The organism is Bradyrhizobium septentrionale (assembly GCF_011516645.4).
Taxonomy (GTDB): Bacteria; Pseudomonadota; Alphaproteobacteria; order Rhizobiales; family Xanthobacteraceae; genus Bradyrhizobium; species Bradyrhizobium septentrionale.
This window is the reverse complement of the sequence record NZ_CP088285.1, coordinates 6,550,953-6,573,492: the sequence shown is the minus strand read 5'-3', so window position 1 is coordinate 6,573,492 and position 22,540 is coordinate 6,550,953. Positions and strand designations below refer to the sequence as shown.

Genomic DNA, 22,540 nt, shown 5'->3' with positions numbered 1-22,540 from the left:
GCCTGCACGAAATCTTTGAATGCGTGATTTCTGCATTTCCATTTTGGTTGTCGAGGTTTCGAATTGTTATTGCGAACTCCCAGCCCGGCGGCTGACGCCGGCCGCCCCTCGCCGGATGAATCAACTTCAAAGCCTGCCGCGACAAGTCGGCCGAGCGCATTGGGCGACGATCCCCTCAGCGCGTCGTTGACCTATCTTGCCGCCTATCACGGCCGCGCGGTGAGCCGCGAAGCTCTGCTCGGCGGACTGCCGATCACGGACGGACGCCTGTCCGTCTCGCTCTATGACCGTGCGGCCAGACGCGCGGGCCTGGAGACCGAGGCCGTCAAGCGCGACATTTCGGATATTCCTGCGCTTGTGCTGCCGGCTGTCCTCATCATGAAGAACGGCACGGCGCTCATCCTTCTGGGCGTGGACACGGCGAACAAGACCATCAAGATCGTCGATCCTGAGACGCCGAACAGCCCGCGCGCCGTCGAACTCGCCTCGCTCGCCGCCGACTACACCGGATACGCATTCCTGGTGAGAAGTTCTGCGCACGCCGATGCGCGCACCGTCGCCGCCGGAGACATCCCGAGGAGCCACTGGTTCTGGTCGGTGGTCAAGACGCATTGGCCGAGTTACGGCCACATCGCGATCGCCGCCTTTCTGACCAACATCCTCGCGCTGGCGACGCCGCTGTTCACGATGAGCGTCTATGACCGCGTCATCCCCAACGGCGCGATCCCCTCGCTGATCGCCCTCTCGATCGGCATGGGGCTCGGCATCCTGTTCGATTTCATCTTCCGCATGGTCCGGAGTCGCATGATCGACGTGACCGGCAAGACCATCGACGTCGTGCTGGCCGCCAACATCTTCGAGCATGTGATGGCAGTGAAGATGGCGCAACGGCCGACCTCCGTGGGCATCCTCGCCAATCAGCTCCGGGACTTTGACTCGGTGCGCGAATTCTTCACGTCTGGAAGCGTGGTTTCGGCGACGGACCTGCTCTTTGCCGTCCTCTTCGTCGGGGTCCTGTTCGTCATCGCCGGGCCGTTGGCCTGGATCCCGCTGATCATGCTCCCGGTCGTCATGCTCATCGGCTTCCTGCTGCAGCGGCCGCTCGATCGCGCCATGAAGCGTCTGCAGGCCGAATCCGCCGCGCGTCACGGCGTGCTCGTCGAGTCCCTGTCGGGCCTCGAAACCGTCCGCGCGACCGGCGCCGAGGCCCGCATGCAGACCCTGTGGGAGCGTTCGGTCGCAGCGACCGCCCGTTCGGGTGAGGACGTTCACTTCTGGTCGTCGCTGTCGCTGACGAGTGCGAGCACCGCCCAGCAGATCACCAGCCTGCTGCTCGTCATCGTCGGCATCTTCCTGATCCTCGACGGCAAGCTCAGCGTCGGCGCGCTGGTCGCCGCAAACATGCTCGCCGCCCGCGTCCTGGCACCGATCGCCGGAATAGCCTCTATCATCACCAAAGGAACGCAGACGATATCGGCCCTCAAGGCGATCGACCGGATCATGTCGATCGAGCGGGAACGTTCGCCGACGCGATCCTATGTCGCGAGACGGATCGAGGACGGCAAGGTCGCCTTCGAGAACGTGTCGTTCGCCTACCCCAACGCGCCGGGCAACGCGCTCGAAAAGGTCAGCTTCAAGATCGAGGGCGGAGAACGGATCGGCATCATCGGCCGGGTGGGATCGGGCAAGACCACGGTCGGCAGGTTGCTGCTCGGATTCTACGAGCCGAAGGAAGGCCGTATCCTGGTCGACGGCGTCGACTCCCGGCAATACGATCCTTCGGATCTGCGCGCCGGCATCGGCTTTGCGATGCAGGATACCGACCTGTTCTTCGGCAAGCTGCGCGACAACATCGCCCTCGGCAAGCCGGAAGCGACCGACGAGGAAGTCCTGCTCGCCGCGCGGCTCTCCGGCGTCGAGAGCTTCATCGCCGGCCATCCGATGGGCTATGACATGCCGATCTCGGAAGGCGGCCGCAGCCTGTCGGGCGGCCAGAAGCAGGCCATCGGGCTCGCGCGCGTCCTGATCCGCAAGCCTCGCGTGCTCTTCCTCGACGAGCCGACCGCGCATTTCGACATTCGCAGCGAACAGGAATTCCTTGAGCGGCTCAAAGGGCTCCAGGATGATCGCATGACCATCATCATCTCGACCCATCGTTTGTCATTGCTGAACATGGTCGATCGGCTACTGCTGTTTGACAATGGCCATCTGGTTGCCGACGGCCCCCGCGACAAGGTGCTCGCCCTGCTGCAGGGAAGGCCCGCGTCCGCGGCTCCGTCGCCGGAGAATACGATCCAGCCGAAATCTGCATAACGAGCAAATATTATGGCGTCTTCCGATTTTGCGTTCGCAAATGATATCCGGTCCGCGGCGTTGTTGCGCACGCCCCGCACCTCCCGCATGCTGCTGTGGACGTCCTGCGCGCTGCTTGCGACGTTCCTGACCTGGGCGCACTTTGCCGTGCTCGACGAGGTCAAGCGCGGCAGCGGGCGCGTCGTGCCGTCGCGGCAGATGCAGGTGGTTCAGTCGCTCGAAGGTGGCATCGTCGGCGATATCCTGGTGCGGGAAGGCGACATCGTTCAGCAGGGCCAGTCCCTGATGCGCATCGACGACACGAAGTTCGCTTCCGAGTTCGGCGAAATCCGCGAGCGTCGCGCGGCGATGGCGGCGCGGGTGGCTCGGCTCGAAACCGAGGCGCGCGGGCGAAGCGAGATCACCTTTCCGGATCAAGTCGACACGGTGGCTCCGGCCGCCGTTGCGACCGAGGCCAGCGTGTTCAAGATGCGGGCCCAGAAGGTCGCGCAGGACATCGATGTCCTCAATCAGCAGGTCACCCGCCTCTCCGGCTCCCTCAAGCTTCTGGAACGCGAGCAGAGCCTGACGCGCAAGCTCTATGAGCAGAAGGTCGTGCCCGAGATCGAGATGCTGCGGCTGGACCGGCAGGCCACCGAGATGAAGGGACAGCTCGCCGAGGCGCAATCGAAGATCGCGAACATCACCGCCTCCTTCCGCTCGCAAGCCGACGAGGATCTGGCCAAATCGCGCGGCGATCTCGCCGTGCTCGACGAGAACATCAAGTCCGCCCAGGACCGGGTGCGCCGCACCGACCTGAAGGCACCGGTCCACGGCATCGTCAACAAGCTGAACGTCAGCACGGTCGGTGCCGTCGTACAGCCGGGCGCCAATCTGATGGATATCGTGCCGCTGGACGACACGCTGCTGGTCGAGGGGCGGATTCGTCCCCAGGACATCGCGTTCATCCGCCCCAACCAGGACGCGGTGGTGAAGATCAGCGCCTATGATTCCTCGGTCTACGGATCGCTGAAGGGCAAGGTTGAACGCATCAGCGCCGACACCATCGTCGACGACAAGGCGGAAAAGACCGAACGTCCGGAGACCTTCTATCGGGTCATGGTGCGCACCGACAAAAACCATCTCGGCACCGAGCAGAATCCGCATCCGATCATTCCGGGAATGGTGGCCACGGTCGAGGTGCTGACCGGCGAGAAGTCGGTGCTGGACTACATCGTGAAGCCCGCGCGCCTGCTGCGCGACGAGGCCCTGCGCGAACGCTGATCGGGACCAGAGCATTTTCGGTTCTGGTTGAATCAGAACCGAAGCTCTAGATTCCTGGTTTGACGCGTTTTCTTCACGCGAACCGGTGTCCACTTCGCTCGAAAACGCTTTGGCGGATTGCGTGGTTAACCGATCGTGACTTTTGATCGTTCAATTTCGAACGAACGGGCAAACCCTGGATTGACCGCCTTTCCGACATTCCCGGCACCGCCCCTCTCCACTTAACCCCGCTTAAGCGGCGCGCGCGCCAGTCTGCATCCCGATAACAGCGGGGACGCAGATCGACGCATAGACGTTGACGGTCCCCGATAGTGGGGACGTCATATGAAGTTGTTGAAGTCTGCCGCGTCGGCGGTCATCGCCGTGGCTGCACTGTCGATAAGTCTTTGCACGGCGCCATCAGCGTTTGCTGCGGACGAGCTCACGCTCGGCGACGGCGCCGGCGAGCTCGCGCCGGCTTCGGACGCAGCATCAAACCGCCCGCCGGCCACCTTCTTCACCATCAGCGACGTTCTGGCCAAGCTCGACCGGCAGCGCGGCCGTGGTCCGAACGCGATCCGCACCGCCGCGCTCACCCCGCTGGATACTGCGACCGACGCAATGCCAGCGGCGAAGCCGCTTCCGCCCGAAGGCACCGAGCCGTTTGGCCTGTTCACCTTCCGCGCGCCGGAGAACAGCCTCTGGCGCAAATGGCGCGGCCTCGAATCCGACCTCGCCAGGGAGCGGACCATCCTCGAGCAGTGCCGGGAGAACGCCGCCGGCTGCCCGTCGCATGCCGCACAATTCCTCCGCCTGATCGGCGCGGTCAAGTCCAAGTCCGGCCGCGACCGGCTGGACGAGGCCAACCGCGCCGTCAACCAGACGATCCGCTATGTCAGCGACTTCGCCCAGCACGGCGAGGCCGACCGCTGGACCGCCCCGCTCGCCACCTTTGCGACCGGCAAGGGCGATTGCGAGGACTACGCGATCGCGAAATACGTCGCGCTCGGCGAAGCCGGCTTCCCGCGCGAGGATCTGCGCCTGGTGCTGGGCCGCGACCGCGCCATCCTCCAGGATCATGCCGTGCTGGCGGCGCGCCTGGATGGCCATTGGCTGATCCTCGACAGCCGCCGCTCCGAACTAATCGACGACGGCGAGCTCGGCAACTTCACGCCGATGTTTGCGATCAACGACCATGGTGTGCAATTGTTCGCGGCGCCCTACGCCAAGCGTTTCCCGCTCGATGGCGAGGCCGACGCCGCGCCGGCGGCCGCCAATGCGACGGACGCCGAATGGACCGGGGTGGATCCGCTTGATGCGGCGAGCCCCCCCACCGGCTTCCTGCCCGTGCTGATGTAGCGCTCGCTGGCAAAAACAAACCTCGCCGAAAATTTCGGCGAGGTTAGGAGAACTTGTCAGGGCCGATCAGTAGACGTGAACGTTCGCCGCGGCCGGCACACCGGTGCTGACATGGGCAAGGTCCACCTTGTCCGTGCCGGTACCGTTGGCCGAGTACCACAATTCGTGGGTCGTGGTATTGAACACGAACTCCTTGCCCGTACCGCCATTCCACGTCGCTGCCTGGGTCTCGTCACCGACATGGAAGTTGGACGCGTCGACCGTGGACGCTTGGCCGATCGACAGATTGTCGCCGAGATTGACGAAGATTTGGTCGGACAATCCGTTGAAGTTGTTGATGGTGTCGTGTCCACCGCCATTGAGCGTCAGGACGAAGGTGTCGTTTCCGGCACCGCCGTTCAGCGTGTCACTTCCGGCGCCACCGTCGAAGTAGGTGCCGCCCGCAGCGAGGCCAGTCAGGGTATCGTTGCCGCTGCCGCCGAGAATACCCTCGATCGAGGTGTATGTATCGCCGACGGCGGTGCTGCCAGTACCACCAGAACCGAGACCAGTCGTCAGGTTGACCGTGACGCCGACCGTATCGTCCCGATAGTCGACGATATCGGTGCCGGCACCGCCGTTGACGGTGTCGGTGTGAGAGCTCGTGGCAATGACGTCGGCCGTGGCGCCGCCCGTCAATGTAAAGTTGCCGCTGGAATCGCCGGCGACGACGTGAATGCCCAGCGAGGATGACGCCGTGGAATCGCCGTCTCCATCGGTGGCCACGATACCGAATGTGAGGTTTTGGTCGGACGGCAGAACCGTCTTCGATATGGATGCCGCCAGCAGGCGAATGGATTCGTTGCCGACGCCCGTGATCTGAAGCGTATTGAATGAGATCGTCGGGTCGATCAGCAGGTGCGTCCCCGAGGCATCCACAGTCGCCGTCCCGGACTGGGTCGTTCCATGGACCGTGTCAGTCGCGATCCATGACACCATATCCCCCGGGTTACCGGAATTAATGGTGAAGTTCACGGCATCCACAAACTGCGGGTTCGTCCCGGGTGCGTCGTCAACGCCCACGCCGGTTCCTGGGACGTGGAACTCCATCGTGAAGGTTTCGCCGCCGTTGAGGAAGTTGTTTCCGACGCCAAGACCATTCGTTGAAGAGTTGATGTCGCCCGGCGAAGTGAACTCGATGCTTCCGTCGGAAAGTTCGGCCCACGGAACGTGCCCGCTGGCCAAATTCGTGAGGCTGCTGCTGACCGACGTCGACGCCTGCGGATGCAGCAGATCGAACGTGTAGGTGCCGTCCTCGAACACCTTCAGATCGAACACCTGCGTTGCGCCGGCCGATCCGATCAACTCCGAGCCGATCACGTGACCACCGGCATCGGTCAAGGCGACAGTCGAGTAGGTGATGCCCGAGATGGCTGGCCCCGTGAGCGTGAACCCACCGAAACCGTCAGCTCCGAAATTGACGGCAAAGGTGCCGTTCACCGAGCCGATGTCGTTCGGCAGCGTCCCGTTGACGAATGCGCCGAGGGTCGGGCCGTCGTCGAGGAAGCTGATGTGGGTGCTGATGTCGGCGGAAGCCGTCACATGATCGCCGTCGGCATCCGTCAACGTGACGGTCGCGCCGATCTTGCCGGCCGCCATCGTCAGAACATCGTTCGGACTGGCGGTGCTGTTGTGGTGGAGCGAGAGGTAGTCCGCCACATAGAGCTGACCGGTCGTCGGATCGATGGCGATCGCGAACGCCGTTTGACCCGTCAGGCTGGGGTTGGCAGCATCCGCGCCCACCGTACCGATGATCCGGCCGCTGCCGTCCAGCGACAGTGTGATCGCCGTGCCGTCCGTCAGCGTCAGGCCTGACGCCGCACTGAGGAGGGACAGCGCGTAGACGGTCGATCCCGCACCGTCCGAGCCATAGCTCCCTCCGGTCAAGGACAGGACGCTGCTCGCGCCGGTCGACGCAAAGCTGAGTGCACCGTTGTCCAGCACCGCCGACGACACGTCAGTGTCGACGCCCTTGCTCGCGACCGTCGCGAACAGCCCGGCGACCGTGGTGGCCGAACCGTTGAACGTGATCGCAGTGCTGCCAACTACGTCGCTCGCGCCGCCGATGGTCTGCACGCCGGGCGTCTCGTCCACGCCGAGCGTTGCTGCGCTGACCGTTGCCGTCGGCGCCGTCGGACCGCTGTCCTGGATCGTGAACACGCCGGTGCCGAGGTCAAGTGACGTCGACACGCTGTCGCCGTCCGCATCGGTAATGGTCTGCACCACCTGCAGCAGATTGGCCGCCGACAGGGTCAGCGTCGCGGCATCGTCCGGATTGTTCGGATCGGAGTGCCAGATGTTGTTCGACTGCGTGAACGTCACGATCCCGGTCGTCGGATCGATCGTGATGGTGAAGTAGACCGTCGCGCCAACCGAGCCGATGATGGTGTTACCGGACTGGTTCAGCACGATCTGTGCACCCTGGCCGATGCCATCGCCGTCGGCGGTGGTCTTGTCGGTCGCATCGAGCGCGTAGAGGCCCGAGGCCACATTCGCGCCGGTCAGCTTCAGCGTATAGGCCGTGTTGCCCGGACCGTCGCTGCCGTAGCTGCCGCCGGTGAAGTTGTTGGAGAAGTCCGCCGTCACGCTGGCAAGGCCGGTCGGTGTGGTGCCGCCCGCGGTATCCGTGCCGACAGGACGGGTCTCGTCGAGCACCAGCGTATCGGTCGGGCCGGTCACCGTGCCCGCCGTCGGGCCGCTGTCCTGGATCGTGAACACGCCGGTGCCGAGGTTGAGCGGCGTCGTCACGTGGTCGCCGTCGGCGTCGGTGATGGTCTGCACCACCTGCAGCAAATTGGCTGCCGACAGGGTCAGCGTCGCGGCGTCATCCGGATTGGTCGGATCGGCGTGCCAGATGTTGTTAACCTGCGTGAAGGTCACGATCCCCGTCGTCTCGTTGATCGTGATCGTGAAGTAGGTCGTCGCACCGACCGAGCCGGTGATGGTGTCACCGACCTGGTTCAGCACGATCTGGGCACCCTGCCCGAAATGGGCCGGGTTGGTGTCGGTCGGATCAAGGGCAAAGAGCCCCGACAGGACGTTCACGCCAGTGAGCTTCAGCGTGTAGGCCGTGTTGCCCGCACCATCGCTGCCGTAGCTGCCGCCGGTGAAGTTGTTGGAGAAGTCCGCCGTCACGCTGGCAAGACCGGTCGGCGCGGTGCTGCCTGCGGTATCGGTACCAACCGGCCGCGTCTCGTCCAGCACCAGCGTATCGGTCGGACCGGTCACCGTGCCCGCGGTCGGGCCGCTGTCCTGGATCGTGAACACACCGCTGCCGAGATCGAGCGGCGTCGCCACGTGGTCGCCGTCCGCGTCGGTGATGGTCTGCACCACCTGCAGCAGGTTGGCGCTCGACAGCGTCAGCGTCGCGGCGTCATCCGGATTGGTCGGATCGGAATGCCAGATGTTGTTCGACTGTGTGAACGTCACGATCCCGGTCGTCTCGTTGATCGTGATCGTGAAGTAGGTCGTCGCGCCGACCGAACCGGTGATCGTGTCACCGACCTGGTTCAGCACGATCTGCGCGCCCTGCCCGAAGTGAGCCGGGTCGGTGTCGGTCGGATCAAGGGCGTAGAGGCCGGAAGCCACGTTCACGCCGGTCAGCTTCAGCGTGTAGGCGGTGTTGCCGGGACCGTCGCTGCCGTAGCTGCCGGCCGAGAAGTTGTTCGAGAAGTCTGCCGTCACAGTGTCGAGGCCGGTCGGTGCCGTGCCGCCCGCCGTGTCCGTGCCGACAGGACGGGTCTCGTCCAGAACCAATGTATCCGCCGCCGCAATCACGGTGCCGGCGGTCGGACCGCTGTCCTGGATCGTGAACACACCGCTGCCGAGGTTGAGCGGCGTCGTCACGTGGTCGCCGTCGGCATCGGTGATGGTCTGCACCACCTGCAGCAAATTGGCGCTCGACAGCGTCAGCGTCGCGGCGTCATCCGGATTGGTCGGATCGGAATGCCAGATGTTGTTCGACTGTGTGAACGTCACGATCCCGGTCGTCTCGTTGATCGTGATCGTGAAGTAGGTCGTCGCGCCGACCGAACCGGTGATCGTGTCACCGACCTGGTTCAGCACGATCTGCGCGCCCTGCCCGAAGTGAGCCGGGTCGGTGTCGGTCGGATCCAGCGCGTAGAGGCCGGAGGCCACGTTCACGCCGGTCAGCTTCAGCGTGTAGGCGGTGTTGCCGGGACCGTCGCTGCCGTAGCTGCCGCCGGTGAAGTTGTTCGAGAAGTCCGCCGTCACGGCGTCGAGGCCGGTCGGCGCCGTGCCGCCCGCTGTATCGGTGCCGACGGGACGGGTCTCGTCCAGCACCAACGTATCCGCCGCCGCAATCACGGTGCCGGCGGTCGGACCGCTGTCCTGGATCGTGAACACACCGCTGCCGAGGTCGAGCGGCGTCGCCACGTGGTCGCCGTCCGCGTCAGTGATGGTCTGCACCACTTGCAGCAGGTTCGCAGCCGACAATGTCAGCGTCGCGGCGTCATCCGGATTGGTCGGATCGGAATGCCAGATGTTGTTGAGCTGGGTGAACGTCACGATCCCGGTCGTCTCATCGATCGTGATCGTGAAATAGGTGGTCGCGCCGACCGAACCGGTGATGGTGTCACCCACCTGGTTCAGCACGATCTGGGCACCCTGCCCGAAATGGGCCGGGTCGGTATCGGTCGGATCCAGCGCGTAGAGGCCGGAGGCCACGTTCGCGCCGGTCAGCTTCAGCGTGTAGGCCGTGTTGCCCGCACCATCGCTGCCGTAGCTGCCGCCGGTGAAGTTGTTGGAGAAGTCTGCCGTCACGGTGTCGAGGCCGGTCGGCGCCGTGCCACCCGCGGTGTCGGTGCCAACAGGACGCGTCTCGTCGAGCACAAGCGTGTCGGTCGGGCCGGTCACCGTGCCCGCGGTCGGGCCGCTGTCCTGGATCGTGAATACGCCAGCGCCGAGATCGAGCGGCGTCGTCACGTGATCGCCGTCCGCATCGGTGATGGTCTGCACCACTTGCAGCAGGTTCGCAGCCGACAATGTCAGCGTCGCCGCATCATCCGGATTGTTCGGATCGGAATGCCAGATATTGTTGAGCTGCGTGAACGTCACGATCCCGGTCGTCTCGTCGATCGTGATCGTGAAATAGGTGGTCGCGCCGACCGAGCCGGTGATGGTGTCACCGGACTGGTTCAGCACGATCTGCGCGCCCTGCCCGAAATGGGCCGGGTCGGTGTCGGTCGGATCGAGCGCAAAGAGGCCGGAGGCCACGTTCGCGCCTGTCAGCTTCAGCGTGTAGGCCGTATTGCCCGCACCATCGCTGCCGTAGCTGCCGCCGGTGAAGTTGTTGGAGAAGTCGGCCGTCACGGTGTCGAGGCCGGTCGGCGCGGTGCCGCCCGCGGTGTCGGTACCAACGGGACGCGTCTCGTCGAGCACAAGCGTATCGGTCGGGCCGGTCACCGTGCCCGCGGTCGGGCCGCTGTCCTGGATCGTGAATACGCCAGCGCCGAGATCGAGCGGCGTCGTCACGCTGTCGCCGTCCGCGTCGGTGATGGTCTGCACCAGTTGCAGCAGATTGGCAGCCGACAGCGTCAGCGTCGCGGCATCGTCCGGATTGGTCGGGTCGGAATGCCAGATATTGTTCGACTGCGTGAAGGTGACGATCCCGGTCGACGGGTCGATCGTGATCGTGAAGTAGGTGGTCGCACCGACCGAGCCGGTGATCGTGTTGCCGACCTGGTTCAGCAGAATCTGCGCGCCCTGCCCGATGCCGTCGCCGTCAGCAGTGGTGGTGTCGGTCGCATCAAGCGCGTAGAGGCCGGAGGCCACGTTCACGCCGGCGAGGTTCAGCGTGTAGGCCGTATGGCCCGCGCCGTCGCTGCCATAGCTGCCGCCGGTGAAGTTGTGCGAGAAGTCCGCCGTTACGGTGTCGAGGCCGGTCGGCGCCGTGCCGCCGGCGGTGTCCGAGCCAACGGGACGCGTCTCGTCCAGCACGAGCGTGTCGATCGCACCGGTCACCGTGCCCGCGGTCGGGCCGCTGTCCTGGATGACGAACACACCGGTGCCGACGTTGAGCGGCGTCGTCACGTGGTCGCCGTCCGCGTCGGTGATGGTCTGCACCACCTGCAGCAGATTGGCGCTCGACAGCGTCAGCGTCGCCGCATCGTCCGGATTCTTCGGGTCCGAGTGCCAGATATTGTCCGACTGGGTGAACGTCACGATCCCCGTCGACGGGTCGATCGTGATCGTGAAATAGGTCGTCGCGCCGACCGAGCCGGTGATGGTGTTGCCGACCTGGTTCAGGACGATCTGCGCGCCCTGCCCGATGCCATCGCCGTCAGCGGTGGTCGTGTCCGTCGGATCAAGCGCGTACAGGCCGGAGGCGACATTCGCGCCTGTCAGCTTCAGCGTATAGGCCGTGTTGCCCGGGCCGTCGCTGCCGTAGCTGCCGGCGGTGAAGTGGAGAGAGAAGTCCGCCGTCACGCTGGCAAGCCCGGTCGGCGAAATGCCGCCCGCGGTGTCGCTGCCAACCGGGCGCGACTCGTCCAGCACCAGGGCGTCCACAAACCCTTCCCGCAGGCCGATCACCGTGCCCGCCGTCGGCCCGCTGTCCTGAATCGTGAACACGCCGCCGCCGAGGTTGATCGGCGTTGTCGCGCTGTCGCCGTCCGCATCGGTGATGGTCTGCACCACCTGCAGCAGGCTGGCACTGGAGAGGGTCAGCGTCGCGGCATCATCCGGGTTGGTCGGATCGGCGTGCCAGATATTGTTGACCTGGGTGAACGTGACGATCCCGGTCGTCTCGTTGATCGTGATCGTGAAGTAGGTCGTGCCGTTCGCCGAGCCGGTGATGGTGTCACCGACCTGGTTCAGCACGATCTGCGCGCCCTGCCCGAAATGGGCCGGATTGGTGTCGGTCGGGTCGAGCGCGTAGAGGCCGGAGGCCACGTTCACGCCGGTCAGCTTCAGCGTGTAGGCCGTGCTGCCGGCCCCGTCAGCACCGTAGCTACCGCTGGTGAAATTGTTGGAGAAGTCCGCCGTCACGCTGGCAAGGCCGGTCGGCGCCGTGCCGCCAGCGGTGTCGCTGCCGACCGGGCGCGTTTCGTCCAGCACCAGCGTATCGGTCGCGCCGGTCACGGTGCCCGCCACCGGACCATCGTCCAGGATCGTCAGATGCGAACCGACATCGACGCTCGCGCTTGCCGTCTGGTTGTTGTTGTCAGTCACGGTGGCGGTCAGCGTGATCAGGCCTGACGCCAGCGTAATCCCTTCATTGAAATCGCCCGGTGTTCCCTCATGAACAGCGCGCAGATCGGTCAGCGTCACGTGGCCTGTTGCGTCTACCGAGACCGTGAGGACAAGATCGCCACCAACCGCCGTGCGCCCTTCCACGACGCCGGCCGCGTTCACCGTCAGCAGGACGTGCTGACCGGTCGCGGTATCGATCAGACCGGAATCTTCGTTCGGCGAAGTGACCGACAGCGCGTAGGTCAGCGACTGCTGGCCGCCGGGCGTCGTGACGTCAAACGACACCTGCACAGTCGCGACCGTTGCCCCTGCGGGGCCCAGTCCCGAACCGGCAACGCCATGATTGGTCGCCGCGGAGAGGAAGCTCTCGTCGACGATCAGCGCCGACAGTGGATTGCCGGAAATGGTGGGAGGCGAAATGGTGGAAGGCGGAGTCGGTTCGTTAGGCTGGAAGCTGGCCTGCTGCGTGCCCGCCGGCTGCCCGCCGGGCGCCGAAGGCGGCAGTTCTTCCTGCGGCGCCAACACATTGAGAGGCGGGGGAGCCAGCGGATCAACCACGAACGGACTGAAATTCGCACCGCTCGCCTGCGCGTTGCCGTTCGAGTTGCCGCCACTGTCGGCCGCCGGCAACACGGAGGTGTCCGTGCTGATCGGAAACAGGCTCGTAAATTCCTGGACCGAGATGTCGCGGCCGGGCGCCGTCTCGATCGTGACGTTGTTGAGCCCATCCGCACGGGAGTCGAAGAACGGCTCGACCGTGACCGTCGACTGGTTGTCGAACAGGATGATCAGCTTTTCGCCGACATGGATCAGCGTGATCTTTTCGTTGGCGATCGATGTGAAATCCACCTTCGCCTTCTGGTCGTATCCGAGATTGATGACGACGGCCTGATCGGTCAGTGGCTTCGTCAGCTTGTAAATACGGATGGGAGCCGAATTGGTGGAATTGCCGGTGCCGGTAGCCTGCGCGACCTGAAACGAACCCTGCATTATCAACTCCGCAAAAATGCGATTAGAGGAAAAATTGTAGAAAAATTTAGATTTAGGCTATTGTTAACCCTCCGCCCGGTCAAGAAATGTATTTGGTTAATCAATGCTTTCCGTTGGAGTGTGGTAAAGATCCGACATGCCGGAGCTGCAAGAACAACGGCTTAGGTGGTTTGACTTGGCCGAAAGGCAGTATTTGCCCGGCCCTGTTCGTCCTTGCCGGCGATTTGGAGCGGTCGATGCGGGTGATTCTTCTTCAGGCTTTTGCCGCTGTCTTGATTTGGGGCTGTTTCGGCGCGGCGGCCGCGCAAGCCCCGGCACAACCGGTCCCGCAGGAGACCACGGTCGAACGCCAGGTTCGGGCCCTGGCCAACCGCGACACCCAGATCGGCCTCTATCTCAACGTGCTACCTGATTGCACGTCGGGGCCGCTGCCGACCATCCGCCTGGTTACTCCGCCGGCGGCCGGAAAGGTCGTGGTGAAGTCGGCAAAGGCGAAAGCCACCAACTACAAGGCCTGCCTGGCGCTCGAGGTGCCCGCCTATGTCGCCTTCTACAAGGCGCCGCCGGAATTCCTCGGCGATGACGCCCTGACCATCGAGGTCAAGTATCAGGGCGGCCGAACCGAAATTCAGAAGATCACCGTCAAGGTCAGTGCGCCAGGCGGGCAGCAGAAGATCTGATGGCGCAGCGGGCGATCTGATGCCCCGCTCGCGCAGACCGCCTTAGAGCGGCTCGCCCTCGGCACTGTCCTGCTGCAGCACCTCACCCGGTTCTGCGGCCGGCTGGCCGAGCGAAGCCCGGTCCTCATGGCAATCGCTGATCCGGCGGGCAACCACGCGATCGGTCCGCGGTGCCTGACCAACGTTGGTCTTGTTGACCTCGGTATAGGCCTCGTCGCTGAGAACCGTGATGACGGTGCTGACCGGCCCCAGATAGTCGCATCTGTTGGAGAAGACGTATTTGTTGTTGATCTTCTCCGGCCGCGAGGAGTGGCAATTTCCAACTGATGGAGATGAGAAGGTCGCCTTCATCGCCTGGGTTGGATCGACACAGCGCGTCATTTCGCGCTCGAGCAGCTTTTGCCGGACGTTCGAGGACGTAGCGATCTCCAGCGTCCGCACGAAGCGCCACATCCCTTTTCGGAAGGTCGGCCCGCTGAATCCCTCCTCCGCCACGGCGCTCGGAGAGGCAAGCACGAACACGGAAAGCGCGGTCACGACGCCAAGCGTGCATGCGAAGACCTTCGACGGCCCGAAGCCCTCACGCGATGTCATTTGTTGAGTCCCTATCGGCCGCACGATGCGAATCGCGTGACTTCACTTGAAGCACGCCCAACCTCACATCATTCAGGAGCATTTCGTGTTAAGACCCCGTAAATGCTCAGCCTTTGCTCAAAGCTCTCCCGAGCTCTTGCACCAAACACGGTGAATGCCGGGTTGCTTTCAGGCCGAGGCAACTTCGGCTCGAAGAGAATCGCCGCGTCTACGCGGTTGTGGACAAATGGACGCCTCGTCCGCCGCCACCCGCCGTCTGATTCCCAGCTAGTGCTGCAAAGCCGCCGCTGCAGACTTATCAGATTTGGCCGCGCTCCCATCGTCGCAATCGCCAATCCTCGTCGCGACCACCGTGTCGGTCCTGGGGTGCTCGCCGGTGCTCACCTCGTTCAGCTCGGTATAGGCCTCGTCGCTACGCACGGTAATGACGGTGCTGACCGTGCCCATGTAATCGCAGCGGTGCCCGAAGGTGTATTGATTGCCGACCTTCTCCGGCTTGTCCGAAACGCAGCTTCCGACCGGTCCTGACGCAAAGGTCGCCTTCATGGCGTGGGTCGGGTCGACACAGCGCGTGGTTTCCGCGTTGAGCACCCGATACTTGAAGTTCTTGTTGGCGGTCCTGACGACATCGAGCGTCCGCACGAAGCGCCACAGGCCCTTGCGGAAGCTCGGGCCGGAAAAGGATTGATCGCCCTCGCCGGGCTGCACCGCCACTGCCCGGCCGTTCGCCGGTTGAGGCGACGGCGTCTGTGCGTGCGCCATCAGGGACGGCACCGAGACGATCATCGCGATGAGGAGCGAACGTGCAATGCCACCACGGAAGTTCATTCCCACCCCCGATGCTCGTCCGAATGCGTTCGTGATGCGGCCCGGTCAATGCGTCGAAGCAGTCCCCGGAACACGACTCAATACGTCACACCACTTGCAGGCCAATTGTGGCCAGTAAAGGCGCGTTAACGCTGTCCGATGGCTTGCCGCCGAATTCAGACTCACTGCAGCAATCTTGCAACACCTGGCGCCTTGCTCCCGCGGCGCCAAGCCTGCCCTCATCGCTCCGCGCGCAACACCAGGCCGCAAAGCGCACGGACCAGCGAAGAACAGGCTGGAAGAGCGCGGGACCGGTTTGACCTCAGAGGGTTTTTTTGCTCATTTGGCGTAAGATATTTTTCTCAATTTACTTAGCCTATCGCTGGACGAGGGGGCACTGATGCGTATTCGGTTCTGCTACACGATCGCAGGCATTTTGAGTTTGGGTGCAGCACTATCAGGCAATTCCGGGCCTGCGGCGGCCGCGGACCTCGGCCTGATCACGAAGGCACCGGTCGGCAGCTGCACCGAGATCGTGTTCACCTGCGAGAACGGCCATCAATATCCGCTGTGCCCACGCGCCGTGTCGGTCGAGGGTGAAGTGGTCACGGCCTCCCTGCTCACCGGCCGTGGCGGCGTCCATGTGCGGCACGTTCCGATGGGGGTCGGCTATCGCTATGCCGGTCGCGGCATCTGGCTGGACGGCTTCCGGGAAAACGCGCTGCTCAACTTCGGCAAGCACCACCAGGTGGCCTGCACCATCGCGCACTCATAATAAATGCACGGCTCCGCGTTGCACCTCACGTGACGCGGCGCACTTCAGGCGGCGGAGCTGCTCCTCACCCCTTGGTGCGGAGCACGGCGCGCGATGATCGCGAGAACATGTAAGCCTTGGGATAGATGTAGACCGGGCAGCGATCCTGCCACTGGTACAGCTGCCAATTCCATTTCCAGCAGCCCGATTCGATCTGAGGCTCCTGCACGTAATCCAGCCGGTACGGCGGATCGCCAAACGGATAGTCGCCGGATCGCGCCGCCGTCGACGACAGAACGACGATTGAAGCGGCTGCGGCAATGATCACGGAAAATGACTTTTGCATAACGCCCTCGATCGAATGACGTGACGGCGCGAGACTGCCAAATCCGTCGATTCATGGCAAGGTGCAGCCCACGCCGCGACAAGCCGCCTGATCTTCTAGACCGCGCGGTTCTGGGTCGGCGAGCGGCCGCCGCCATCGGCAACCAGAACCGCTCCGGTCACGAACGACGCCTCGTCGGAGGCCAGGAACAGGCAGCACGCGGCGATCTCGGCGGGCTCGGCCATCCGCCCCAGCGCGATCCGCCGTTCGACGCCGCGGAACTCGGCATCGGCGGTGGTGCCATTCTGGTCCGCAAGCAGCTGCATTTCATGGGCGCTCATCGGCGTCCGCACCCAGCCCGGCGCCACGGCATTGGCGCGGATGCCGTCGGCACCGTGAGCATAGGCCAGCGAGCGCGTATAGGCGACGACCGCCGCCTTGCTGGCCGCGTAGCTTGCGCTATCCGGGCTGGCATTGAACGCGGCAACCGAGGCGATGTTCACGATCGCTCCGCCGCGCTGCCGCAGCAGCGATGCGCGACAGACCCGCATGGTCCCCGTGAGGTTGACGTCGAGCGTCCTGGCCCAGACCTTGTCGGAGACGCTTGCGGGCTGATCCGGCACGATCAGGCCGGCGGCATTGACGACGATGTCGAGCCATGCGCCGCAGGCGGCGACGGCCCTGGCAATGTCGTCCGGCCGGGTGACGTCGCCATGGATCGCCTGCCCGCCGCACTCGGCCGCAGCGGCCTGAAGCTCGGCGTCGCCGAGGCCGAACAGCACGACGCGCGCGCCGCTCAACGCCAGCAGCGCCGCGGTGGCCCGGCCGATCCCCGTGGCTGCGCCCGTCACCAGCGCCGTCTTTCCCTCCAGCCGCGGCATCAGGGCATGATCCGGAAAAGTGGAAACCGGTTTTCCGAAAGGATCATGCTCATCTAGGAGCTTGTCTGGATAGTCGCTGTTCAAATCTGGTCGGGTCTGATTCAACATTGGGCGATGAGCAAGTATTTTCGGCCTTGGAACATCGATCAGACGCTGCTTCTGCCGCCGAATGTGCAGGACTTCGTGCCGAAAGGCCATGTCTCGCGGTTTATGGTTGATCTGGTGCGGGAGAGCCTCGATCTCAGGGAGATCATGGGCAGCTATGTGAGCGGGCTTGGGCAGCCGCCGTTTGATCCGCGGATGATGGTGGCGCTGCTGCTGCATAGCTATGCGAGTGGGCTGTATTCGTCGCGTCGGATTGCCAAGGCCTGCCGGGAGCGGAACGATTTTGTGATGATCGTGGCGCTGGATGCGCCGGATTTTCGGACGATCAGCGACTTTCGCAAGCGACATTTGAAGGCGCTCGGCGCGCTATTCGTGCAGGTTCTGAAGTTGTGCGAGACGGCCGGGCTGGTCAAGCTCGGTCATGTCGCGCTGGATGGTACGAAGATCAAGGCGAACGCGTCGAAACACAAGGCGATGAGTTATGAGCGCATGAAGAAGCGCGAGGCGGAATTGAAGGCCGAGGTCGCTCGCATGCTGGCGGCCGCCGAGGCGGCGGATGCCTCGGAGGATGAGACTTTCGGCAACAGCGACGAACTGCCGGACTGGACCGTCGACAAGCAGAAACGGCTGGCGAAGATCCAGCAAGCGATGGCGGCGCTGGAAGCGGACGCCAAACTGGCGGCGGAGGAAGAGCGCCGCATCGAGGCCGAAAAGGAACAGCAGCGCCAGGCCGAAGGCCGCAAGAAGCCGGGCAAACCGGCGGCGCTGCCATCGGAGGAACCCAATCCCAAGGCGCAACGCAACTTCACCGATCCGGAAAGCCGCATCATGAAGTCGAAGGATGGCTTCGTTCAGGCCTATAATGCCCAGGCGGCCGTCGATGCACATGCCCAGATCATTGTCGCGCAAGAACTGACCCAGCACGGCAGCGATCAGGGCCAGTTGGTGCCCCTGATCGAGGCCATCGAGAGCAATCTTGGCCGCAAGCCGCGGCAGGCCTCAGCGGATTCCGGCTACTGCAGCGAAGCCAATCTCGAAGCGCTCGACACACGCAGCATCGATGGCTATGTCGCGCCCGGACGCGCCAAACACCCGACAGTAGCGAACGGAAAAGTCGGCGGCCCGCTGACACAGGCCATGCGAAAGAAGATCGACGATGGCGGCTTCGAAACACCCTACCGATTGCGAAAGCAAGTGGTGGAGCCGGTGTTCGGGCAGATCAAACAGGCAAGAGGCTTCCGCCAGTTCCTGTTGCGGGGCATCGAGAAAGTGCGCGCCGAGTGGACAATGATCTGCACCGTCCATAACCTCCTCAAGCTGTTCAACCTCGCAAACGCAGCCTGAGCCTGCTACTCTACAACAAATGCCCGTCACGAAAACATATCTGGACGGGCTCCTAGACTCCCCACTGCCGTTCGACGGCGAATCCGGTCTCCGGCAGCGTCGAGCCACCGTCGACGACGATGGTCTGCCCGGTGACATACTTGGCTTCGGCCGAGGCGAGATAGAGCATCGCGCAGGCGATGTCGTCTGCACTGCCCATGTGTCCCATCGGAATGAAGCGTTCGAGCTTCGCCTTGTTCTCCGGCGCGCTCATGGTGCCGCGGCCCGGCTTCTCGATGAAGCCGGCTTCGACACCATTGACCGTGATGCCGTCGCGCGCCAGCTCGAACGCAGCACCGCGGATGAACGCGTTGACGCCGGCCTTCGCCGCCGAGTAATGCGCACCGCCGCCCATCGCGACCCGCGCCGACACCGACGATGTCACGAGGATGCGCCCAAAGCTGACGGCGCGCATATGCCGAATGGCGGCCTGCGCGAGCCAGATGCTGGCGTTCAGATTCAGTGCCAGCGTCTCGTCGAGCTTCGCTTCATCGAGCTCCTCAACCGAGGCCCACGGACAACCGCCGGCATTGTGCACGACGATATCGAGCCGGCCATACTGGGCAGCGACGCCGTCGACCATTGTGCGCAAGCTGCTCCGGTCGAGCCTGTCGAACGGGACGCAATGCGCCGCCCGTCCATCAGCCGCCAGCTCGCGCGCCAGCGCGTCGGCGACGTCGAGCGTCCGGTTGGCGATCACCACGGTCGCACCGGCCTGCGCGAGCCGCCGAACGATGGCGGCGCCGATCCCGCGGCCGCCACCGGTGACGATGGCGACCCGGCCGTCGAGATTGAAGGGAAGCGCCTGCATCAGATTGCTCCCGCGCCTCGCAGCAGATCGATGAACTGCGCGAACACCGCGGTGTGCTTGTCGACATCCCGCGCCGAGGTCGCCGGACACATCAGCAGCATGGTGTGGAACGGTGTGACCAGAATGCCTTCGTTCATGTAGAACGCATGCAGCAAGGTCTCGAGATCGGGTTGGCGGCCAGCAATGACGTCGGCACCGCTGCGCGGCGGCCGTGGCATGAACATGATCTCGGCGCGCGCGCCGATCTGGGTGACGTGCCAGGGCAGACCGGCCGCCTCGATCAGCCTGCGGGCGTCCTGCGCGAGCCAGGTCGCGGTTCCGATCATCCGCTCGTAATTCGCAGGCGTCAGCACCTTCTCCAGCACCGCGCGCATGGTCACAACCGTCAGCGCGTTGCCGGCCAGTGTGCCGCCGAACCCGAGATGCGCGGACTGCCGCTCGCGCGGATTGACATGCGGGACGATTGTCCAGAGCCGCTCGGCGATCTGCTGGCTGAGACCGAACACGCCGGCAGGGATGCCTCCCGCGATCGCCTTGCCCGCGACGAAGATGTCGGGCTCGAGCCCGTGGCTCTCGGTATAGCCGCCCGGTCCGCACGACAATGTGTGCGTCTCGTCGATGATGAGGACGGTGCCGGCGCGGCGGGTCAGGTCGCGCAATGCGCTGTGGAAGCCGGGGTCGACCGGGATCATGCCGAAATTCGTCATCAGCGGCTCGGTCAGCACGCAGGCGATATCGCCTTGCGCAAGCGCCGCCTCCAGCGCAGCGACATCGTTAAACTCGACGACCCGGCTCACGGCGTCATGATCGATGCCGTTGGGGTGGATCATGTTGCGCAAGCCGACGCGGCCGTCGCGGATCTCGACATGCGCCTCCTCGACGCCGCCATGATAGCAGCCGGAGAACACCAGCACCTTGCGCCGGCCGGTCATCATGCGCGCGATGCGGATCGCGGCGCGGTTAGCATCGGTCGCCGAGGTCGTCAATGTCCAGTACTTTGGACCGAAGCGGCGCGACAGCTCCTCCCCGACCCAGAGGCTGTCCTCCGTCGGCAGCATCATCGTCGCGCCACGCTTGAGCTGATGCAGCGCGGCCTCCGTCACCGCCTCCGGAGCGTGCCCGCACATGCCGCCGGTGTCGCCGAGGCAGAAATCGACGTAGTCGCGGCCGTCGATGTCCCTGATATGCGCGCCCTGCGCCTCGTCGGCATAAACAGGAAAACCGCCGGCCCAGCGCCGCATCCAGTGCGACGGGCCGCCATAAAGATAATGCTGCCTGCCTTGCTTCCAGGCCGCGGCCGAGCGCGGATGCAGCGCCCGGAAGCGCTCCTGCTCGGCATCGAGCAATCGGTTCAGAACGCCGGTGCGCTCAGTGGTTACAGATGTCATAGCGCGATCCAGGCGGTCTTGAGGTCGGTATAGGCGTCGAGCGCGTGCAGCGACTTGTCACGTCCGAAGCCGGATTGCTTGAAGCCGCCGAGCGGCACCGTGATGTCGGCGCCGCCATAGGTGTTGACGTGCACGACGCCGGCCCTGACGGCGCGCACCATGCGATGCGCCGTTGACAGGCGGCTGGTCCACACCGCCGACGCAAGTCCGTAGGGCGTCGCATTGGCGAGCGTGATGGCATCTTCCTCGCCCTCGAACCGCGTGACTGACAGCACCGGGCCGAACACCTCCTCGCGCCAGACCTCCATCGACGGCGTCACCTCCGTGAGGATCGCGGGCGTCATGAAATTGCCGCCGCTCTCGGCGCGGATCTGCTCGCCGCCAATCAGCCGCTTCGCGCCCTGCTGTTCCGCGCGGGCAACGGCGTCCAGGTTCTTGCGCAGCTGCACCTTGCTCGCGACAGCACCGATATCCGAGGTCAATTCGAGGGGATCACCAACCCTGAGCTTCGCGGTGGCGGCGAGCAGCTCGTCCATGAAACGATCGTAGATCGAGGACTGCACCAGCAGCCGCGAGCCGGCGACGCAGACCTGGCCCGAGTTGCGGAAGATACCGTTCGCCGAGACCTTGGCCGCCTGCTTGATGTCGGGCACATCGGCAAAGACAATGTTGGGCGACTTGCCGCCAAGCTCGAGATGGATCCGCTTCAGGTTCGAGCGCGCCGAACATTCCAGCAGGCGGCGGCCAACGGCTCCCGAGCCAGTGAAGGCGAGCGCGTCGACATCCATATGCAGCGCGAGCGCCTCGCCGGCCGATGCGCCGCGGCCGGTCACGACGTGGAGTACGCCGTCCGGCAATCCCGCCTCCGTCGCCAGCTCGGCAAGCCGCAACAGCGTGAGCGACGCAAGCTCCGGCGGCTTGACCACGACCGAGTTTCCGGCGGCGAGCGCCGGGCCGATCTTCCACGCCCCGATCATCAGCGGAAAATTCCACGGCACGATCACGCCGACGACGCCGAGTGGCTCGCGATGCACCAGCCCGAGGACGTCACCTGAGGTCGGCGCGATCTCGCCATAGACCTTGTCGATCGCCTCGGCGTAGTAGCGGATGGTGCCCGCCGCTGACAGCGGTTCGGCCTTGTAGGCCATGCCGATCTCGGTGCCGTTGTCGCGCACACCGAGCACCGCGATCTCGAGCGCGTGCTGCTCGATCAGATCGGCGAACCGCAGCAGCACTTTCTTGCGTTGCGCCGGCGCCGCGCGCGACCATGCTCCCTGCTCGAACGCATCCCGGGCGCGTTTCACCGCACGGTCGATATCGGCTGCATCGCCATCGGCGATCGTGGTCAGCACCTGGCCATCGATCGGCGACACGACATCGAGCCGTTCCTCGCTGAGCGCCGGCATCGGCCGGCCGCCGATAAAGAGGTGCTGGGCCGAAATGGCGGCCGATCGCAATCGATCGATCTGGGCTTGCTGCATGCTAACCATTTGTGGTGACAGAGCAGCCCTCAGCGGATCTGCTCACATGACGCAATCCTCGCCAAATCAAGGCCTTGCGAGCAATCAACCGATAGGTGGATGTCACGGCAGGCGCCGTCCCCATAGCGTGATTGCACGATGGCCGAGCGCTCCGCCTGCGCTATGCAAACCGGTTG

General features: G+C 64.4%; 14 protein-coding genes. 6 read left to right on the top strand and 8 right to left on the bottom strand.

The window, feature by feature from the left end:
• Positions 1-159: 159 nt before the first annotated feature.
• The 3 genes from HAP48_RS32910 (at position 160) to HAP48_RS32900 (ending at position 4,914) form a co-directional block, all read left to right on the top strand.
• Positions 160-2,313 (top strand): type I secretion system permease/ATPase, encoded by a 2,154-nt coding sequence (locus tag HAP48_RS32910; protein WP_166204022.1) that lies wholly within the window; start codon positions 160-162, stop codon positions 2,311-2,313.
• 12 nt (positions 2,314-2,325) lie between these two features.
• Positions 2,326-3,576 carry an HlyD family type I secretion periplasmic adaptor subunit gene (locus HAP48_RS32905; protein ID WP_166204021.1) on the top strand — a complete coding sequence of 417 codons (1,251 nt, stop codon included), beginning with the start codon at positions 2,326-2,328 and terminating at the stop codon, positions 3,574-3,576.
• A 324-nt stretch (positions 3,577-3,900) separates the two neighbouring features.
• Positions 3,901-4,914 carry a transglutaminase-like cysteine peptidase gene (locus HAP48_RS32900; protein ID WP_166204020.1) on the top strand — a complete coding sequence of 338 codons (1,014 nt, stop codon included), beginning with the start codon at positions 3,901-3,903 and terminating at the stop codon, positions 4,912-4,914.
• 66 nt (positions 4,915-4,980) lie between these two features.
• Here HAP48_RS32900 and HAP48_RS32895 read toward each other — a convergent pair whose 3' ends face one another.
• Positions 4,981-13,155, bottom strand: coding sequence for a beta strand repeat-containing protein (locus tag HAP48_RS32895; RefSeq protein WP_166204019.1), 8,175 nt, complete (start codon positions 13,153-13,155; stop codon positions 4,981-4,983).
• 236 nt (positions 13,156-13,391) lie between these two features.
• On the opposite strand from HAP48_RS32895, the gene HAP48_RS32890 reads away from it, so the two are divergent.
• The gene (locus HAP48_RS32890) at positions 13,392-13,835 is read left to right on the top strand and encodes a hypothetical protein (RefSeq protein ID WP_224496714.1); all 444 of its coding nucleotides are present in this window, start codon (positions 13,392-13,394) and stop codon (positions 13,833-13,835) included.
• A 42-nt stretch (positions 13,836-13,877) separates the two neighbouring features.
• Here the strand turns inward: HAP48_RS32890 and HAP48_RS32885 are convergent, their stop codons facing one another.
• Both HAP48_RS32885 and HAP48_RS32880 read right to left on the bottom strand, forming a co-directional pair.
• Positions 13,878-14,429 (bottom strand): DUF3617 domain-containing protein, encoded by a 552-nt coding sequence (locus tag HAP48_RS32885; protein ID WP_166204018.1) that lies wholly within the window; start codon positions 14,427-14,429, stop codon positions 13,878-13,880.
• Positions 14,430-14,696: 267 nt separating this feature from the next.
• Complete coding sequence (locus HAP48_RS32880) at positions 14,697-15,257, bottom strand: DUF3617 family protein (protein WP_166204017.1); 561 nt, start codon at positions 15,255-15,257, stop codon at positions 14,697-14,699.
• Between the two features lie 379 nt (positions 15,258-15,636).
• Between HAP48_RS32880 and HAP48_RS32875 the strand changes: the two genes are divergently transcribed.
• Entirely contained in the window at positions 15,637-16,011 is a 375-nt protein-coding gene (locus HAP48_RS32875) for a hypothetical protein (RefSeq protein ID WP_166204016.1), read from the top strand.
• Between the two features lie 64 nt (positions 16,012-16,075).
• Here HAP48_RS32875 and HAP48_RS32870 read toward each other — a convergent pair whose 3' ends face one another.
• Entirely contained in the window at positions 16,076-16,336 is a 261-nt protein-coding gene (locus HAP48_RS32870; protein ID WP_166204015.1) for a hypothetical protein, read from the bottom strand.
• Between the two features lie 95 nt (positions 16,337-16,431).
• Complete coding sequence (locus HAP48_RS32865) at positions 16,432-17,196, bottom strand: SDR family NAD(P)-dependent oxidoreductase (protein WP_166204014.1); 765 nt, start codon at positions 17,194-17,196, stop codon at positions 16,432-16,434.
• A gap of 114 nt (positions 17,197-17,310) precedes the next feature.
• Between HAP48_RS32865 and HAP48_RS32860 the strand changes: the two genes are divergently transcribed.
• Positions 17,311-18,645 carry an IS1182 family transposase gene (locus tag HAP48_RS32860; protein ID WP_166202952.1) on the top strand — a complete coding sequence of 445 codons (1,335 nt, stop codon included), beginning with the start codon at positions 17,311-17,313 and terminating at the stop codon, positions 18,643-18,645.
• 52 nt (positions 18,646-18,697) lie between these two features.
• Here HAP48_RS32860 and HAP48_RS32855 read toward each other — a convergent pair whose 3' ends face one another.
• From HAP48_RS32855 to HAP48_RS32845, 3 genes are read right to left on the bottom strand one after another with little or no spacing between them, the layout of a single operon-like run.
• The gene (locus HAP48_RS32855; RefSeq protein ID WP_166204013.1) at positions 18,698-19,495 is read right to left on the bottom strand and encodes an SDR family NAD(P)-dependent oxidoreductase; all 798 of its coding nucleotides are present in this window, start codon (positions 19,493-19,495) and stop codon (positions 18,698-18,700) included.
• On the bottom strand, positions 19,495-20,883 hold the full coding sequence (locus tag HAP48_RS32850; protein WP_166204012.1) for a transaminase: 1,389 nt from the start codon (positions 20,881-20,883) through the stop codon (positions 19,495-19,497). The genes HAP48_RS32855 and HAP48_RS32850 overlap by 1 nt, the downstream gene beginning before the upstream one ends.
• Positions 20,880-22,364 carry an aldehyde dehydrogenase gene (locus HAP48_RS32845; protein WP_166204011.1) on the bottom strand — a complete coding sequence of 495 codons (1,485 nt, stop codon included), beginning with the start codon at positions 22,362-22,364 and terminating at the stop codon, positions 20,880-20,882. Before HAP48_RS32845 ends, HAP48_RS32850 begins: the two co-directional genes overlap by 4 nt.
• Positions 22,365-22,540: the final 176 nt, after the last annotated feature.

What these genes read in the sequence shown, in the direction of transcription:
- HAP48_RS32890 (WP_224496714.1), top strand. Translation starts at nt 13,392, where the DNA reads ATGCGGGTGATTCTTCTTCAGGCTTTTGCCGCTGTCTTGATTTGGGGC.
- HAP48_RS32900 (WP_166204020.1), top strand. Translation starts at nt 3,901, where the DNA reads ATGAAGTTGTTGAAGTCTGCCGCGTCGGCGGTCATCGCCGTGGCTGCA.
- HAP48_RS32905 (WP_166204021.1), top strand. Translation starts at nt 2,326, where the DNA reads ATGGCGTCTTCCGATTTTGCGTTCGCAAATGATATCCGGTCCGCGGCG.
- HAP48_RS32885 (WP_166204018.1), bottom strand. Translation starts at nt 14,429, where the DNA reads ATGACATCGCGTGAGGGCTTCGGGCCGTCGAAGGTCTTCGCATGCACG.
- HAP48_RS32870 (WP_166204015.1), bottom strand. Translation starts at nt 16,336, where the DNA reads ATGCAAAAGTCATTTTCCGTGATCATTGCCGCAGCCGCTTCAATCGTC.
- HAP48_RS32845 (WP_166204011.1), bottom strand. Translation starts at nt 22,364, where the DNA reads ATGCAGCAAGCCCAGATCGATCGATTGCGATCGGCCGCCATTTCGGCC.
- HAP48_RS32895 (WP_166204019.1), bottom strand. Translation starts at nt 13,155, where the DNA reads ATGCAGGGTTCGTTTCAGGTCGCGCAGGCTACCGGCACCGGCAATTCC.
- HAP48_RS32855 (WP_166204013.1), bottom strand. Translation starts at nt 19,495, where the DNA reads ATGCAGGCGCTTCCCTTCAATCTCGACGGCCGGGTCGCCATCGTCACC.
- HAP48_RS32880 (WP_166204017.1), bottom strand. Translation starts at nt 15,257, where the DNA reads ATGAACTTCCGTGGTGGCATTGCACGTTCGCTCCTCATCGCGATGATC.
- HAP48_RS32860 (WP_166202952.1), top strand. Translation starts at nt 17,311, where the DNA reads ATGAGCAAGTATTTTCGGCCTTGGAACATCGATCAGACGCTGCTTCTG.
- HAP48_RS32865 (WP_166204014.1), bottom strand. Translation starts at nt 17,196, where the DNA reads ATGCCGCGGCTGGAGGGAAAGACGGCGCTGGTGACGGGCGCAGCCACG.
- HAP48_RS32875 (WP_166204016.1), top strand. Translation starts at nt 15,637, where the DNA reads ATGCGTATTCGGTTCTGCTACACGATCGCAGGCATTTTGAGTTTGGGT.
- HAP48_RS32850 (WP_166204012.1), bottom strand. Translation starts at nt 20,883, where the DNA reads ATGACATCTGTAACCACTGAGCGCACCGGCGTTCTGAACCGATTGCTC.